The organism is Streptomyces purpurascens (assembly GCF_045040895.1).
Lineage (GTDB): Bacteria > Actinomycetota > Actinomycetes > Streptomycetales > Streptomycetaceae > Streptomyces > Streptomyces purpurascens.
Map to the genome: position 1 here is coordinate 3,580,555 of NZ_CP108341.1, position 15,913 is coordinate 3,596,467.

The window sequence follows — 15,913 nt, forward strand, 5'->3', positions numbered from 1 at the left end:
CCGAGTCGACCGCGAACCCCCCGCCTCCGCATCCGGCAGACGGCCGTACGAGGTACTCAGCCCGCCACGAACGTGTGTGCGGCCTTGTCGTGCCAGCACTGGCGCCACGGCTTGTCGAAGAGGCACCAGGCGACGCCGACGATCCCGACGACGAGCAGCCCCGGCACGCTGTAGACCAGCCAGCGGCGCAGGGCGGAACCGAAGTCCGGGGCCTCGTGGCCCTCGATGTCCCGGACGTCGAGACCCATCAGCCTCTTGCCGAGGGTGCGGCCCCACTTGGCGGTGGGCAGCACCTCGGAGACGACACCGACGAGCAGCAGGACGGCCACGATGATGCCGAGGTAGACCGACGTGGTGCCGTCGAGCAACCAGACCGTGACGGTCTCGCCGGAGAGCTTGGCCGCGTCGATCTTCTCGTTGACGTGGTCGATCGCCTTGGTGCCGAGCGGCACGGCGGCCGCGGCGGTGACGCCCAGGAGGACGACCGTGTCCAGCAGCCGGGCGGCCAGGCGCTTGCCGAGCCCGGCGGGGCGGGCCGCCGCCTGGCGCCGGGCGGCCGCCTGGAACAGGTCCTCGGTCGGCGGCTTCCAGGGCGCGACGGGCTGCTCGTCGCCGGTTCCGGCGAGCCGGTGCACCTGCTGCGCCCAGGACGACTGACCGCCGCCGGGGCCCGCGCTGAGAGGGGCGGCCCCCGGCTGGGGTCCGCCGGACTGCGGGGGGACGGTGGGGGCCGCCTGGGGTCCGGACAGCGCCGTCGGGGCGGCCGCGGAGGGCTGGACACCCGCCTGCGCGGCGGCGGCCCGGGCGGCGGCCGCCTTGCCGGCACCGAAGCCGGGCGACCCCGCGTTGGCCCCCGAACCGGCTGCCCCGGGCTGCGCGCCGAAGGCGGGCCCGGCCGGGTTGGCACCGGAGCCGGCCTGACCGCCGAAGGCGGGCCCCGCCGAGCCACTGCCGGCCGGCCCGAAGCCCCCGGCCCCCGCGCTGCCGTCGGAGGCCGCGGGGCCGCCCTGCGCACCGGAACCGGACGCCGGGCTCCCCGTGCCCTGGCGCGGCGAGACCGCGCGGAACGTCATCGTCCCCTCGTCGGGAACGTCGGCTGATGCCGCCGCCCCTCCCCCGGACTTCCCCGTCGGACGGCGGAAGACGAACGTGCTGCCGGCGGACGCGGCGTCCGCCTCCTGGCCGGCGGCCTCGCCGTCCGGCCCGCGGTCGGCGTGCGGCACCCTCGGGTCGGACCCCTGCGCGGCGGCGGCCCCTTGTGCCCCCTGCGGGGCGCCCCACGAGACACGGCGGTCCTGGTCGCCGCCGAAGCCGGACTGGCGGGAGCGGTCGGCGCCCCAGGCGGTCGCGGGTTCGGGACGGCTGCCGTGCTGGGCGTCGGCGGCGGACGGCTCCTGGGCGGGGTCCCCGGCCGGGTCCTCGTCGAAGAAGTGCGGGCCGGTCTCCTCGACCGAGGCGGCGGAGCCGGACCCCGCACCGGGCGGCGGCGCGAGCGTCTCGCCGTCCTTGGGGGCCGGACGGCTGGTGCCCGGTACCCAGGAGGCACCGTTCCAGTACCGGACATATCCGGGAATGGACGGGTCCGGGTAATACCCTTCGCGGGGCCTGTCGTCACCGGGGGCCGGGGTTGGGGCGCTCATGTCCGTCGGTCCCGTATCTGCTCGGGGGTCAACTGGGGGCCTCCACATCTATCAGACGAGGGCAAGCCCCACGGCCGCTCCCACCGGACCCACCCCATTCGAGCACCGATGTGCTACGCGGCGAAAAAACTTCCGGCAAGGCGCGTAATGCGGCCGCCCCCGCCCGCTCTCCCTCCCTGACCGGCCCTCACGGGCAGCCGTCAGGAGAAGGGAACACCGCCATGCACACCGTTGTGGAGCGGGAACTGGAGCTGAGACTCGTCCTGTCGCCGGAGCGCAGGATCCCGGTGCCGGCCCGGCTCGGGTATCTCACCGACGATCCGTACGCCGTCCACGTCACCTTCCACATCGACACCCAGCACCCGGTGCACTGGACGTTCGCCCGCGAGCTGCTCGTGGAGGGCGTGTTCCGGCCGTGCGGGCAGGGGGACGTGCGGGTGTGGCCGGCGAAGTCCGAGGGGCGCGGCGTCGTGCTGATGGGGCTGAGTTCACCCGACGGGGACGCCCTGCTGGAGGCCCCGGCGGCCCAGGTGTCGGCCTGGCTGGAGCGCACGCTGCGGGTGGTCCCGCCGGGGGCGGAAGGTGAACAGCTCGGTCTCGACGACGAGCTGGACCAGCTGCTCGCCCAGTGAGAGGGGCGGGTCAGAACAGCTTGCCCGGGTTGAGGATGTCCAGCGGGTCGAAGGCCTGCTTGACGGCCCGCTGCATCTCCAGCCCGACGGGGCCGATCTCGCGCGCCAGCCACTCCTTCTTCAGGACGCCGACGCCGTGCTCGCCGGTGATGGTGCCGCCGAGTTCCAGGCCGAGGGCCATGATCTCGTCGAAGGACTCGCGGGCGCGGCGGGACTCGTCGGGGTCCGCCGCGTCGAAGCACACGGTCGGGTGGGTGTTGCCGTCGCCCGCATGGGCGACGACCCCGATGGTGAGCCGGTACTTCTCGGCGATCCGGTCGACCCCTTCGAGCATCTCGGCGAGCCGGGAGCGGGGCACGCACACGTCGTCGATCATCGTCACGCCCTTGACGGCCTCCAGCGCGGTGAGGGACAGCCGCCGCGCCTGGAGCAGCAGTTCGGACTCGGCCGCGTCGTCGGCCGGTACGACCTGGGTGGCGCCGGCGGCCTCGCACAGCGCGCCGACGGCGGCGAGGTCGGCGGCCGGGGCCGTGGTGTCGAACGCGGCCAGGAGCAGCGCTTCCGTGCTCTCGGGCAGGCCCATCTGTGCCAGGTCGTTGACGGCCTTGACCGTCGTACGGTCCATGAGTTCGAGGAGTGACGGGACGTGGCCGCCCTCCATGACGCGGCACACGGCGTCGCAGGCGGCGGCAGCGGAGGAGAACTCGGCGGCCAGCACCAGTTGCTCGGGCGGCTTGGGGCGCAGCCCGAGGACGGCCCGTACGACGATGCCGAGCGAGCCCTCGGAGCCGACGAACAGCCGGGTGAGGTCGTACCCGGCGACGCCCTTGGCGGTGCGGCGGCCGGTGGACATGAGCCGCCCGTCGGCCAGCACGACGTCCAGGCCGAGGACGTACTCGGCGGTCACGCCGTACTTCACGCAGCACAGGCCGCCCGAGGCCGTGCCGATGTTGCCGCCGATGGTGCACATCTCCCAGCTGGAGGGGTCCGGCGGGTAGTACAGGCCGTGTTCGCCGACGGCCCGGGACAGGGCGGCGTTGATCACGCCGGGCTCGACGACGGCGATGCGGTCGACCGGGTTGATCTCCAGGATCCGGTCCATCTTCGTCAGGGAGAGCACGATGCAGCCGTCGGAGGCGTTCGCGGCTCCGGACAGTCCGGTGCGGGCGCCCTGCGGGACGACCGGGACGCGCAGGGCGGTGGCGGTGCGCATCACGTGCTGGACCTGCTCGGTCGTACGGGGCAGCACGACCACGGCCGGGGTGCCGGCCGGGCAGAAGCTCGCCATGTCGTTGGCGTAGGAGGCCGTGACGTCGGAGTCGGTGAGAACCGCCTCGGCGGGGAGGCCGCCGAGCAGGAGGTCGACCAGGTTGCCCGTCGTTCCGGTGTCCTCGGGGCTGCGCGCTTCGATACGGCTCATGATCACAGGTTCGCACCCGGGGCCATCGGTGTGAACCCCGTCTGCGGCACCCTTCGCCTGCCCGGGTGTGGTCGTCGTACTGACGCACAGTGAGCGCCATGGAGAACCATCAGGAGGGCCCGGAGCGACAGGAGAGCAGGAGTTCGAAACACCCCTTTCGCAGCCGGCGTGCGCGGAGTCGGCACGTGCTGATCGGCTCCGTCGCGGGATGTGCCGTGCTCGGCGGGGTGCTGGTGCTGCTGCCGTGGGACCGGCCCGCCCCGCCTGCTCCGCCGTCGCCGGGGGCGCAGGCCATGGCGGCGGTCGCCGGCGGGGTGCCGGCCGCGCTGCCCGGCCTGGCGGAGCTGATCGACGCGCGGGAGAAGCGGCTGCGGACGCACCCGAGGGACGCGCGGTCCTGGGCGGTGCTCGGTAGCGCCTATGTGGAGCAGGGGCGGCGGCTGGCGGACCCGGCGTACTACCCGCGTGCCGAGAAGGCACTGCGTACGTCGCTGAGGGTGCGGCCGAAGCGGAACGCCCGTGCCCTGGCCGGTCTCGCCGCGCTGGCCAACGCCCGCCGGGATTTCCCCGCCGCACGCCAGTGGGGTGAGGCGGCGCTGAAGCTCCAGCCGCGGCGCTGGACGACGTATCCGCTGCTCATCGACGCCTACACCGGGCTGGGCGAGCACCAGGCGGCCGAGCGGGCGCTGGACCGGCTGACGGAGCTGCGCTCCGGGCCCGCCGTGCTGGCGCGGGCCGCCGCCGTCTACCGGGACCGTGGCCGGCGGGAGGACGCGGCGGCCTCGCTGGCGGACGCGGCGGCGGGCGCGCAGGCCCCGGCCGAGCGGGCGGCCTATCTGGAGCGGGCCGGGCAGCTCGCCTGGGAGCGCGGGGACCTCGAGGACGCGCTGCGGCACTTCCAGGAGGCGGTGCGTCTCGACCCGGACCAGCGGGCCGCGCAGGCCGGGCAGGGCCGGGCGCTGGCGGCCCAGGGCCGGACGACGGAGGCGCTGAACGCCTACCGGGTGGCGCTCGCCAAGCAGCCGTGTCCGCAGTACGCCCTGGAGCTGGGCGAGTTGTACGAGGCGCTGGGGATGCCGGAGGCGGCCCGGGTGCAGTACGACCTGCTGCGGGAGGGGGTGCGCGGGGCGACCGCGGCCGGGGCCGACGAGGAACTGGTGCTGGGGCAGTTCGAGGCGGACCACGGCGATCCGAAGGCCGCGGTACGGCGGTTGCGTGCGGAGTGGCGACGGCAGCCGGGGACGGCGGTGGCCGACGCGCTGGGGTGGGCGCTGCACCGGGCCGGGGAGCAGGAGGAGGCGCTGGCGTTCGCGGTGCGGGCGACGGAGGAGAAGCACTCGGGCGGGGTGCGCAGCGCGGCGTACATGTATCACCGCGGCATGATCGAGCGGGAGCTGGAGCGGTACGGCCCGGCGCGGCGGCACCTCGCGGAGGCGCTGCGGATCAACCCGCACTTCTCGCCACTGCAGGTGCCCGCGGCACGGGCGGCGATGGAGGCACTGGGGGAGCCGCCGGACACGGAGGTACCGGTGATGGACGGGGACTGAGCCTGGGGGTGAGGCGGAGTCCGGGGCCGTGCGGGCGCCTGGGATCGTGCCAGTGCCCGGGGCCGAGGCGAAGCCCGGACCGGGCAGGCGCCCGGGACCGAAGCGAAGCCCCCAGACCGGGCAGGCGCCCGAGACCGAGGCAAAGCCCCCGGGCCTGGCAAGCGCCCGAGACCGAAGCGAAGCCCGGACCGGGCAGGCCCCCGGGACCGCAGCAAAGCCCCCGGGCCTGGCAAGCGCCCGAGACCGGGCGCGAGCCCAAGCCGGGCGGGTGCCCCGTGACACCCGCGCGGCCCGGGCCGGCGATCGGGCTAGAGGTTGCCGCGGCGGGCCTGCTCCCGTTCGATCGCCTCGAACAGGGCCTTGAAGTTGCCCTTGCCGAAGCCCATCGAGCCGTGGCGCTCGATGATCTCGAAGAAGACGGTCGGACGGTCCTGGACCGGCTTGGTGAAGATCTGCAGCAGGTAGCCGTCCTCGTCGCGGTCGGCGAGGATCTTCAGCTCGCGCAGGGTGTCGATCGGGACGCGGGTCTCGCCGACCCACTCCCCCAGCGTGTCGTAGTAGGAGTCCGGCGTGTTCAGGAACTCGACGCCGGCCGCGCGCATGGTGCGGACCGTCTGGACGATGTCGTTCGTGTTGAGCGCGATGTGCTGCACGCCCGCGCCGCCGTAGAACTCCAGGTACTCGTCGATCTGGGACTTCTTCTTGGCGATGGCCGGCTCGTTGATCGGGAACTTGACCTTGAGCGTGCCGTCGGCGACGACCTTCGACATCAGCGCGCTGTACTCGGTGGCGATGTCGTCGCCCACGAACTCCTTCATGTTCGTGAAGCCCATCACCTTGTTGTAGAAGCCGACCCACTCGTTCATCCGGCCGAGCTCGACGTTGCCGACGCAGTGGTCGATCGCCTGGAAGGTGCGCTGGGCGGGCGGCTCGACCATCGGCTGGGCCGCGACGAAGCCAGGCAGGTACGGGCCGTCGTAGCCGGAGCGCTCGACGAGGGTGTGGCGGGTCTCGCCGTAGGTGGCGATGGCGGCCAGGACGACGGTGCCGTGCTCGTCCTTCTGCTCGTGCGGCTCGGTGACCGAGCGGGCGCCGTGCTCGAGGGCGTAGGCGTAGGCGGCGCGCGCGTCCGGCACCTCGATGGCGAGGTCGACGACGCCGTCGCCGTGCTCGGCCACGTGCTGGGCGAGGAAGTGGCCCCAGTCGCTCGCGGGCTTGATGACCGAGGTGAGGACGAAGCGGGCGGAGCCGTTCTCCAGGACGTACGCAGCGGTCTCGCGGCTGCCGTTCTCCGGTCCGGAGTAGGCGACCAGCTTCATGCCGAAGGCGGTGGAGTAGTAGTGCGCCGCCTGCTTGGCGTTGCCCACGGCGAAGACGACCGCGTCCATTCCCTTGACCGGGAAGGGGTCGGCCTGCCGGGCGGTGTCGGGAGTGTGGTGTGTGGTCTGCGTCATAGCCGCAGGGTCTCCCCGCTCGGCAAGGTGCGCAATAGTTTGCGTTTCCGCTGGGCAATCTGTTCAGCATTACGGCCGTCGCATCGGCCTTTCTGTACAGGATGACCAACCCCGGGAGGCTGCTGTGGCGATCGATCATCTGGACGGCCGGATCATCCTGCTGCTGGCCCGGGAGCCGCGGATCGGGGTGCTGGAGATGTCCCGGCGGCTGGGGGTGGCCCGGGGCACGGCGCAGGCCCGGCTGGACCGGCTTCAGTCGAACGGAGTCATCCGCGGCTTTGGTCCCGAGGTGGATCCGGCGGCGCTCGGCTACCCGGTCACGGCGTTCGCGACGCTCCAGATCCGGCAGGGCCAAGGAGCCGACGTACGGGCCCACTTGGCGACTGTGCCGGAGGTGCTGGAGCTGCACACCACCACCGGCAGCGGGGACATGCTGTGCCGGCTCGTGGCCCGCTCCAACGCCGATCTCCAGCGTGTGATCGACCGGGTCGTCGGTTTTGATGGCATCGTCCGGGCCTCCACGGCGATCGTCATGGAGAACCCCGTTCCGCTGCGGATCATCCCGCTGGTGGAGCAGGCAGCGGAGGAGACCTGAGTCGTGGGGTGAGCGCGTGTGAACTTCCTGGAGTATCTGGGCAACCAGAAAGAGCAGCTGCTCACGGACGCCTACCAGCACGCGAGCGTCGTCTTCCAGTGCATGGTCGTGGCGACCGTGATCGGGGTGCTGATCGCCGTCGTCACCTACGGCAGCGAGTGGTCCGGGAACCTCGCGACCACGACCACCGCCACCATCCTGACCGTCCCGGCACTGGCCCTGATCGGTCTGCTCATCCCGATCGTGGGTCTCGGCGTGCCGCCCACGGTGATCGCCCTGACGCTGTACGGGCTGCTGCCGGTCGTCCGCAACGGGATCGTCGGCCTGCGCGGGGTCGACCCGTCACTGGTGGACGCGGCCACGGGCATCGGGATGTCCCGGTCGGCCCGGCTGCTGCGGATCGAGCTGCCGCTGGCCTGGCCGCCGATCCTGACCGGGATCCGGGTCTCGACCCAGATGCTGATGGGCATCGCGGCCATCGCGGCGTACGCCTCCGGCCCCGGCCTCGGCAACGTCATCTTCCGCGGCCTCGCCTCGCTGGGCAGCGCGAACGCGCTCAACCAGGTCCTCGCGGGCACGCTCGGCATCATCGTCCTGGCGCTGCTCTTCGACGCCGCGTACGTCCTGATCGGGCGGCTGACCATTCCCAGGGGGATCCGTGCCTGAGTCCGGCGACCACGGGGCCTCCATCGAGCTGGAGAGCCTGACCAAGCGGTTCCCCGGCAGCGCGCAGCCGGCCGTGGACAACGTGAGCTTGGAGATCAAGGCGGGCGAGGTCGTCATCTTCGTCGGCCCCTCGGGCTGCGGTAAGTCGACCACACTCAAGATGATCAACAGGTTGATCGAGCCGACCGGCGGCCGGATCCGCATCAACGGTGAGGACGTGACCGACATGGACCCGGTCAAGCTGCGCCGCCAGGTCGGCTACGCGATCCAGTCGGCCGGTCTCTTCCCGCACATGACGGTCGCGCAGAACATCGCCCTCGTGCCGAAGATGATCGGCTGGTCGAAGACCCGGATCAAGGAGCGGACCGAGGAACTCCTCGACCTGGTGGGCCTCGACCCCGGCGAGTTCCACGGCCGCTACCCGCGCCAGCTCTCGGGCGGTCAGCAGCAGCGCGTGGGCGTGGCGCGGGCCCTCGCCGCCGATCCCCCGGTGCTGCTGATGGACGAGCCGTTCGGGGCGGTGGACCCGATCACCCGCGACCATCTCCAGGACGAGCTGATCCGGCTGCAGCACGAGCTGCACAAGACGATCGTCTTCGTCACACACGACTTCGACGAGGCGATCAAGATCGGCGACCGGATCGCCGTCCTGCGCGAGCGGTCCCACATCGCGCAGTTCGACACCCCGGAGGCCATCCTCACCAACCCGGCGGACGACTTCGTGTCCGGGTTCGTGGGCGCCGGGGCCGCGCTGAAGCGGCTGAACCTGACCCGTGTACGGGACGTGGAGGTCACCGACTATCCGACCGTCACGATCGACGACCCGTTGCAGCAGATCTTCAACCGGCTGCGGGCCGGCGGCACCAACGAGGTCCTGCTGCTCGACAGGCGCGGCCGTCCCTACAAGTGGCTGAGGCGCGGCGACCTGATGCGGGCCCGGGGCTCGCTGGCCCGGGCCGGGACGCTGGTGCACGACACGGTCACCCGGGACGCGACGCTGCGGGACGCGCTGGAGGCGGTGCTCACCGACAACGCGGGGCGGGTGGCGGTGACCGGGCGGCGCGGCGAGTACACGGGCGTCGTCGACATGGAGACCCTCATCAACTCCGTGCACGAGATGCTGGAGGCCGACCGGCTCGACGCGATGGAGCACCAGCACGAGCTGGAGTCGCTGCGGGCCTCGCAGACGCACGCGGAGCAGGAGGGCGGCGGCGTCGCGGGCGTGGTCGGCCTCGGCGGGGAGCGGCAGGCGTGACCGCGCCCGAGGTGACGGAGGTTCCGTCCGAGCCGACGGCCGAGGAGAAGGCCGAGACACCCCGGACGCCCCCGGCTCCCCGGCCCGCACGCATCAGCTGGCAGAAGCTGACCGTCCTGCCCCTCGCCCTGGTGGCCGTGCTGCTCGCGACCTGGCTCTGGTTCGCGCAGGCCGACCTGGACGCGCTCTCCCGGAACGCCCTGTCGGGCGGCCAGGTCTCCAAGGCCCTGTGGCAGCACATCCAGCTGACCGTGATCTCCACCTTCTTCGTACTGATCATCGCGATCCCGCTGGGCATCCTGCTGACCCGCGGGGCGTTCAGCAGGGCCACCCCGGTGGCGATGGCGTTCGCCAACATGGGCCAGGCGACCCCGGCGATCGGCCTGCTGGCGCTTCTCGTCATCTGGCTGGGCATCGGCCGCAGGGCCGCCCTGATCGGCATGATCATCTACGCCATCCTGCCCGTGCTGTCGAACACGATCACCGGCCTGAAGGCGAACGACCCGACCCTGCTGGAGGCGGCGCGCGGCATCGGCATGTCCCCGCTGGGCGTGCTGCGCCGGGTCGAACTGCCGCTGGCCGTCCCGCTGATCCTCGCGGGTGTCCGTACGGCCCTGGTCCTGAACGTCGGTACGGCGACCCTGGCGGTCTTCGGCGGGGGCGGCGGCCTCGGCGTACTGATCACGACCGGCATCACCAACCAGCGGATGCCGGTGCTGGTGCTGGGCTCGATCCTCACGGTCGCGCTGGCGCTGCTGGTGGACTGGCTGGCGTCGATCGCGGAGTTGTTGCTGCGGCCGCGGGGGTTGCAGACGTGAGGGGGTGGGGGCGGGTGGGGGCGGTGGCGCTGCTGACGGCGGCCTCCGGCTGTGGGCTGACCAGCGGCTCCCCCATGACCGATGACGTGAAGCCGGGCTCGATCGGGCGGGGTGAGCCGCTGAAGGGCGCGCATCTGACGGTGACGTCGAAGTCGTTCACCGAGCAGCTGATCCTCGGCTCGATCATGGGCATCGCGTTCGAGGCGGCCGGCGCGGAGGTGATCGACCGCACCGGCATCCAGGGCTCCATCGGCAGCCGCGAGGCCGTCCGGAAGGGCGACGCGGACGCCGGGTACGAGTACACGGGCACGGCCTGGATCACGTACCTCGGCAACAGCAAGCCCATCCCCGACCCGCGCGAGCAGTGGGAGGCGGTGCGCAAGGACGACGCCCGCAACGGGGTGACCTGGCTGCAGCCCGCGGAACTCAACAACACGTACGCGCTGGCGATGAACCAGGAGAACGCGAGGAAGTACGGCACGAAGACCCTGTCGGACGTGGCGGAACTGGCGAAGTCCGACCCCGGTGCGGCGTCGCTGTGTGTCGAGGTCGAGTTCGCCAACCGGGCGGACGGGCTGCCGGGCATGCAGAAGGCGTACGGCATGAACGTACCGGCCCGGGACATCACGCAGATGGACACCGGGATCATCTACACCCAGGCGGCGAAGGGGAGTTGCACCTACGGGGAGGTGTACACGACCGACGGGCGCATCAACTCGATGAACCTCGCCGTGATGGACGACGACAGGAAGTTCTTCCCCAACTACAACGCCGCCCCGATGATCAACACGAACACGTTGAAGGAGTGGCCGGCCATCGCCGACGTGCTCGACCCGGTCACGGCGAAGCTGGACAACGCGGTGGCGCGGAAGCTGAACGCGAAGGTGGATGTGGACGGGGAGGATCCGCATCAGGTGGCGTTGGACTGGATGGTGGAGGAGGGGTTCGTCAAGGAGTGAGTTACAAAGAAGGCGTTGCAAAGGAGGCTTTGCAACGCTACCTTTGCATGGTGAGCGAGCCCGAGAACACACCGGTACGGCAACTCGACGCCCGATCCCTGCGGGGACTGGCGCACCCCCTGCGCATTCAGCTGCTGGACGCCCTGCGTTTCGGCGGCCCGGCGACGGCCTCGCAACTGGCCCAGAAGCTGGGCGAGTCCAGCGGTGCCACCAGCTACCACCTGCGTCAACTGGCGGAGTACGGCTTCGTCGAGGACGCTCCCGAGCACGGCAAGGGCCGCGAACGCTGGTGGAAGGCGACCCACCACGGCATTCGCTTCGACGACTCCCTGCTCACCGACTCGGACCCGGTCGTCCGCGGAGCGGCGGACCTGTATCTGCACGAGGTCGCCACCACGCAGACCCGGGCCCTGTCGACCTGGCTGGGCAACCGCGAGTCCTGGCCGGAGGAGTGGACCCGCTCCTGGGACATGAGCAGCGCGACGCTGAGCCTCACGCCCGAACTGACGCTGGAACTGGTCGAGAAGATGCACGAGCTGGTCGAGACCTACCGCGACCGCGCTGCCGCCGAGGACTCCGGCGTCGAGCAGGTCCGCATCCAGACCCACGCGTTTCCGATCCGAACCGACTGAAAGGTTCGCCATGCACCCGGACATCCACCTCGCCCTGCACCGCGCCCGCGCCACCGAACTCCGTGCCGAGACCGAACCCCGTCCGGCACCCCGGCATGACCTCCGTGCGCGGCTGGGCTGGACCCTCATAGAAGTCGGGCTGAAGCTCGCCACCCGGCCCGGGCCGGTCCCCGCCCACTAGCAGCTGGGGACGGAGCCCTTCCCCGTCTCCAGGGCCACCAGGGAGCTCACCGTGCTCTTCAGCGTGGTCACCGGAACCAGCCGAAGGCCCTTCGGCAGCTCGGCCCGCGCATCCCCGCACTCCGCCTTCGGGACCAGGAACACGCTCGCGCCGTCACGCCGCGCGGCCTGCGTCTTGAGGGCGACACCCCCCACCGCACCGATCGTGCCGTCCTCGGCGATCGTGCCCGTACCCGCGATGACACGGCCCCCCGTGAGATCCCCGCCGCTGCCGTCGCCGTCGAGCTTGTCGATGATCCCCAGGGAGAACAGCAGCCCGGCGCTGGGCCCGCCCACATCGGCGAGCTTCAGGCTCACCTTGACGTCCTTGGCGTTCAAGCCGAGGTAGCCCAGCGCGGCCTGCGTCGCCGCGTCCTGGGACTCCTTCATCTGCTCCTCGTTGTGCCGCTCGATCTCCTTGACGCTGTCCCCGTTCGGATAGACGGCGTCGCGCGGCATGACCGCCTGGTCGGTGCGGAACCAGCTGTCGATGACGTCGGGGAGCGAGACACGGGTGTCCGGGGAGGTCGCCTCGATGGTCGTCATGCGCAGTTGCCCGCGGGTGTCCCGGGCCGGTGCGCCCGAGATAGTGATCACCTCGGCGCCCTTGTTCTCCCCGAGCACGTTCGCCGTCATCCCCGGCTGCGCCACCGAGAACGGCAGCGGCGCGAACACCGCCGTGGCGAGCAGGGCGGCGACAGGCAGGGCACAGACGGCGATGGCCCGGGGGCGCGTGAGGCGAGAGAACACGGGATCAAATCTAACTCGGGGGTGGGATCCGGCCCGGATCAGGTCGTCCGGACCCTGCCCAGGTACACGACGGTGGGCACGGCAGAGGTCAGCGCAGCGCCTCCGCGACCTCCCGCGCCGCCTCGACGACCCGCTCCCCCACCCGCTCCGGCACCACGTCCGCCAGCATCACCACACCCACGCTGCCCTCGACGCCCGTCACGCCCAGCAGCGGCGCGGCCGCCCCGCACGCGCCCGCCTCCAGCTCCCCGTGCGTGAGGGTGTAGCCCGGGTCCGTCATCGGGTGCTGCCGGGCCGCGAGGATCGCCTTGCCGGCGGCGCCCCGGTCCAGGGGATGCCGGAACCCGGCGCGGTAGGCGACGTGGTAGTCGGTCCAGGTCGGCTCCACCACGGCCACGGCGAGCGCGTCCGCCCCGTCGACCAGGGTCAGGTGCGCCGTGGCGCCGATGTCCTCGGCCAGCGACCGCAGCGCCGGCATCGCGGCCTCCCGGACCAGGGGATGGACCTGCCGACCCAGACCCAGCACACCGAGCCCGACGCGGGCACGTCCGCCCAGGTCACGGCGTATGAGAGCGTGCTGTTCCAGCGTGGCAAGCAACCGGTACACCACGGTCCGGTTCACGCCCAGCCGGACGGAGAGCTCGGTCACGGTCAGCCCGTGATCCGTGTCGGCGAGCAGCTTGAGGACACGCAGTCCCCGGTCGAGCGTCTGGGAGGTCTCCGCGGTCACGACGCCCACTCCTTAGTGGTGAGGTCGGCGGCCCTCTGGCGGCTGGTGCGTCACCGAGTCCCGTCGGAAACGCGCTTCAGAGGCCGCCGATCGGCCGGCGGCCCGGCCAGTCCGGACCGCGTCGCTTCACGGCTGCGCTCCGCGGCGGCGCTGCCACGGGGCGTGTGCGTAGCCGGACAGTAGCGAAGGCGGTTCGCTGAGCGGAAGGCTCCGTCCAGAATCCGGGCAGTGAGCGGGGAGTAGTGCTCGAATTTGCGGCGGTATGAGCGCCCAAGAGGGGCGCGGGGAACTGCGCGAGCAACCACATACGATCCGCAGACGCAGGGTAAGCGCGTCACTTCATCCGGGTCGCCCACTCCTGCACCTTGGCGATCCGCTGCCGCAGCTGCCCCGCCGTCGCCTCCGCCGCCGGAGGCCCCCCGCACACCCGCCGCAGCTCGGTGTGGATCACCCCGTGCGGCTTGCCGCTCTGGTGGACGTACGCGCCGACCAGCCCGTTGAGCTGCCGCCGCAGCTCCATCATCTCCTTGTGGGAGACCACCGGCCGCCGCTCGGCGGGCATTTCGAGCAGGTCGGCCTCCTCGTCCGGCTTCTTGCGGCTGTGCGCGATCTGCCGGGCCTGCCGCTTCTGGAGCAGCAACTGGACCTGGTCGGGCTCGAGGAGACCCGGGATCCCGAGGTAGTCCTGCTCCTCCTCGCTGCCCGGGTGGGCCTGCATGCCGAACTCGGCGCCGTTGTACATGACCCGGTCGAAGACGGCCTCGGACTCCAGTGCCTCGAAGGAGAACTGCTCCTGCTCGCCGGTGTCCTCGTCCTGCTCCCTGTTCGCCTCGTCCATCTCCTTCTCGGACTCGGCGTAGGGGTCCTCCTCGCCCTGCTTCTTGGGCTTGTCGAGGACGTGGTCGCGCTCGCGCTCCATCTCGTTGGCGAAGGAGAGCAGGTCGGGCACGGTCGGCAGGAACACGGAGGCCGTCTCGCCGCGTCGCCGGGACCGCACGAAACGCCCGACGGCCTGCGCGAAGAAGAGGGGCGTCGAGATGGTCGTGGCATACACGCCCACCGCGAGCCGGGGTACGTCGACGCCCTCGGACACCATGCGGACGGCGACCATCCACCGGTCGTTGCTCGCACTGAAGTCGTCGATGTTCTTCGAGGCACCGGTGTCGTCGGAGAGCACGACCGTGGCCTTGCTGCCGGTGATCTCACGGATCAGCTTGGCGTAGGCGCGGGCGGAGTCCTGGTCCGCGGCGATGACGAGCGCACCCGCGTCCGGAATGGCCTTCCGCACCTCGGTCAGCCGCTGGTCGGCGGCGCGCAGCACGGAGGGCATCCACTCGCCCCGCGGATCGAGGGCGGTACGCCAGGCCTGGCTGATGGCGTCCTTGGTCATCGGCTCGCCCAGCCGCGCCGCGATCTCGTCACCGGCCTTGGTGCGCCAGCGCATGTTGCCGCTGTAGGAGAGGAAGATGACGGGCCGCACGACGTTGTCGGCGAGGGCGTTGCCGTAGCCGTAGGTGTAGTCGGCGGCGGACCGCCGGATCCCGTCGTTGCCCTCCTCGTACGTCACGAAGGGGATGGGGTTGGTGTCGGACCGGAAGGGCGTACCGGTCAGGGCGAGGCGGCGGGTGGCGGGCTCGAAGGCCTCCAGGCACGCCTCGCCCCAGGACTTGCTGTCACCGGCGTGGTGGATCTCGTCGAGGATGACGAGGGTCTTGCGCTGCTCGACCCGGTTCCGGTGCAGCATGGGCCGCACACCGACACCGGCGTACGTCACGGCGATCCCGTGGTAGTCCTTGCCGAGCGGCCCCGCGCTGTACTCGGGATCCAGCTTGATGCCGATCCGCGCGGCCGCCTCCGCCCACTGCTTCTTCAGGTGCTCGGTGGGCGCGACGACGGTGACCTGCTGGACGACGTGGTGGTGCAGCATCCAGGAGGCCAGCGTCAGCGCGAAGGTCGTCTTGCCGGCGCCGGGGGTGGCGACCGCCAGGAAGTCCCGCGGCTGCTCCTGGATGTACTTCTCCATCGCGCCCTCCTGCCAGGCGCGCAGCTTGCTGGCGGTACCCCAGGGGGCGCGGCCGGGGAACGCCGGGGACAGGTGGTGCGAGGCAGAACTGGTGCCGGCGGTGGTAGTCACGGTCTCCGTAAGGGGGTCGGGCGGCTCGTGCGAGCGAGCCAAACGGCTCGGCTACGTATGACAACCGGGCCACCCTACCGGCGGCCCGACCCCGTCAATGCGCGGACAAGCCCGGACCACCCACGGGTGGGATCCACGTCACAGCCCCCTCAACCGACCCGCGATCACGGAGATGTCGCTCTCGTCCCCGGAGGCCACATCGATGACCAGGTCGTACGCGATGTCCTGGTCGCAGCCCGCGAGATCGACGCCGTTCACGCCGAGGAGGGTCGCGGCGGCCGGCCAGGCCGTGCGCTTGTTCCCGTCGACGAGCGGGTGGTTCGTCGCGATGGCGTGCAGCAGCGCGGCCGCCTGCTCGTACAGGTCCTCGTAGGCGGCCGTGCCGAACATCCGGGCGCGCGGCCGGTGCACAGCGGAGACGAACAGTCCGTTTCCCCGGGCTCACCACTCCCGAACCGGTCC

At 71.6% G+C, this 15,913-nt stretch carries 16 protein-coding genes; 9 read left to right on the plus strand and 7 right to left on the minus strand.

Features of this window, described 5'->3' with window-relative positions; translation table 11 throughout:
- Positions 1-56: 56 nt before the first annotated feature.
- A complete protein-coding gene (locus OHU35_RS16265; protein WP_233878497.1) occupies positions 57-1,640 on the minus strand; it encodes an RDD family protein in 1,584 nt (527 codons plus the stop codon).
- 221 nt (positions 1,641-1,861) lie between these two features.
- Between OHU35_RS16265 and OHU35_RS16270 the strand changes: the two genes are divergently transcribed.
- Positions 1,862-2,272 (plus strand): SsgA family sporulation/cell division regulator, encoded by a 411-nt coding sequence (locus OHU35_RS16270; RefSeq protein ID WP_189723951.1) that lies wholly within the window; start codon positions 1,862-1,864, stop codon positions 2,270-2,272.
- Between the two features lie 10 nt (positions 2,273-2,282).
- Here the strand turns inward: OHU35_RS16270 and OHU35_RS16275 are convergent, their stop codons facing one another.
- Entirely contained in the window at positions 2,283-3,698 is a 1,416-nt protein-coding gene (locus tag OHU35_RS16275; protein ID WP_189723952.1) for an FAD-binding oxidoreductase, read from the minus strand.
- A 92-nt stretch (positions 3,699-3,790) separates the two neighbouring features.
- On the opposite strand from OHU35_RS16275, the gene OHU35_RS16280 reads away from it, so the two are divergent.
- Positions 3,791-5,239, plus strand: a complete 1,449-nt coding sequence (locus OHU35_RS16280; protein WP_405505728.1) for a tetratricopeptide repeat protein — start codon at positions 3,791-3,793, stop codon at positions 5,237-5,239.
- 308 nt (positions 5,240-5,547) lie between these two features.
- Here OHU35_RS16280 and hppD read toward each other — a convergent pair whose 3' ends face one another.
- Entirely contained in the window at positions 5,548-6,693 is a 1,146-nt protein-coding gene (gene hppD, locus OHU35_RS16285; RefSeq protein WP_405505730.1) for a 4-hydroxyphenylpyruvate dioxygenase, read from the minus strand.
- Between the two features lie 124 nt (positions 6,694-6,817).
- Between hppD and OHU35_RS16290 the strand changes: the two genes are divergently transcribed.
- The 7 genes from OHU35_RS16290 (at position 6,818) to OHU35_RS16320 (ending at position 11,799) form a co-directional block, all read left to right on the plus strand.
- Positions 6,818-7,288 (plus strand): Lrp/AsnC family transcriptional regulator, encoded by a 471-nt coding sequence (locus OHU35_RS16290; protein WP_003990570.1) that lies wholly within the window; start codon positions 6,818-6,820, stop codon positions 7,286-7,288.
- A gap of 18 nt (positions 7,289-7,306) precedes the next feature.
- Positions 7,307-7,954 (plus strand): ABC transporter permease, encoded by a 648-nt coding sequence (locus OHU35_RS16295; protein WP_189723955.1) that lies wholly within the window; start codon positions 7,307-7,309, stop codon positions 7,952-7,954.
- A complete protein-coding gene (locus OHU35_RS16300; RefSeq protein ID WP_405505731.1) occupies positions 7,947-9,209 on the plus strand; it encodes a betaine/proline/choline family ABC transporter ATP-binding protein in 1,263 nt (420 codons plus the stop codon). Before OHU35_RS16295 ends, OHU35_RS16300 begins: the two co-directional genes overlap by 8 nt.
- On the plus strand, positions 9,206-10,027 hold the full coding sequence (locus OHU35_RS16305; protein ID WP_189723957.1) for an ABC transporter permease: 822 nt from the start codon (positions 9,206-9,208) through the stop codon (positions 10,025-10,027). Before OHU35_RS16300 ends, OHU35_RS16305 begins: the two co-directional genes overlap by 4 nt.
- 74 nt (positions 10,028-10,101) lie before the next feature.
- Complete coding sequence (locus tag OHU35_RS16310) at positions 10,102-10,986, plus strand: glycine betaine ABC transporter substrate-binding protein (RefSeq protein ID WP_405509242.1); 885 nt, start codon at positions 10,102-10,104, stop codon at positions 10,984-10,986.
- 47 nt (positions 10,987-11,033) lie between these two features.
- Positions 11,034-11,618 (plus strand): ArsR/SmtB family transcription factor, encoded by a 585-nt coding sequence (locus OHU35_RS16315; protein ID WP_405505733.1) that lies wholly within the window; start codon positions 11,034-11,036, stop codon positions 11,616-11,618.
- Positions 11,619-11,628: 10 nt separating this feature from the next.
- On the plus strand, positions 11,629-11,799 hold the full coding sequence (locus OHU35_RS16320; protein WP_405505735.1) for a hypothetical protein: 171 nt from the start codon (positions 11,629-11,631) through the stop codon (positions 11,797-11,799).
- Here OHU35_RS16320 and OHU35_RS16325 read toward each other — a convergent pair.
- From OHU35_RS16325 to OHU35_RS16340, 4 genes are all read right to left on the minus strand, one after another.
- Positions 11,796-12,587: a S16 family serine protease gene (locus OHU35_RS16325; protein WP_189723961.1), complete on the minus strand. Its 792-nt coding sequence runs from the start codon at positions 12,585-12,587 to the stop codon at positions 11,796-11,798. The two genes, OHU35_RS16320 and OHU35_RS16325, sit on opposite strands and share 4 nt — an antisense overlap.
- Before the next feature lie 88 nt (positions 12,588-12,675).
- The gene (locus OHU35_RS16330; RefSeq protein WP_189723962.1) at positions 12,676-13,317 is read right to left on the minus strand and encodes an IclR family transcriptional regulator; all 642 of its coding nucleotides are present in this window, start codon (positions 13,315-13,317) and stop codon (positions 12,676-12,678) included.
- Positions 13,318-13,651: 334 nt separating this feature from the next.
- On the minus strand, positions 13,652-15,451 hold the full coding sequence (locus tag OHU35_RS16335; protein ID WP_189723963.1) for a DEAD/DEAH box helicase: 1,800 nt from the start codon (positions 15,449-15,451) through the stop codon (positions 13,652-13,654).
- 138 nt (positions 15,452-15,589) lie between these two features.
- A complete protein-coding gene (locus OHU35_RS16340) occupies positions 15,590-15,877 on the minus strand; it encodes a type II toxin-antitoxin system death-on-curing family toxin (protein ID WP_405509243.1) in 288 nt (95 codons plus the stop codon).
- Positions 15,878-15,913 lie beyond the last annotated feature (36 nt).

Bases quoted from the DNA above. Each gene is read 5' to 3' on its own strand.
- hppD (WP_405505730.1), bottom strand. From the start codon at position 6,693: ATGACGCAGACCACACACCACACTCCCGACACCGCCCGGCAGGCCGAC.
- OHU35_RS16310 (WP_405509242.1), top strand. From the start codon at position 10,102: ATGACCGATGACGTGAAGCCGGGCTCGATCGGGCGGGGTGAGCCGCTG.
- OHU35_RS16315 (WP_405505733.1), top strand. From the start codon at position 11,034: ATGGTGAGCGAGCCCGAGAACACACCGGTACGGCAACTCGACGCCCGA.
- OHU35_RS16320 (WP_405505735.1), top strand. From the start codon at position 11,629: ATGCACCCGGACATCCACCTCGCCCTGCACCGCGCCCGCGCCACCGAA.
- OHU35_RS16265 (WP_233878497.1), bottom strand. From the start codon at position 1,640: ATGAGCGCCCCAACCCCGGCCCCCGGTGACGACAGGCCCCGCGAAGGG.
- OHU35_RS16270 (WP_189723951.1), top strand. From the start codon at position 1,862: ATGCACACCGTTGTGGAGCGGGAACTGGAGCTGAGACTCGTCCTGTCG.
- OHU35_RS16280 (WP_405505728.1), top strand. From the start codon at position 3,791: ATGGAGAACCATCAGGAGGGCCCGGAGCGACAGGAGAGCAGGAGTTCG.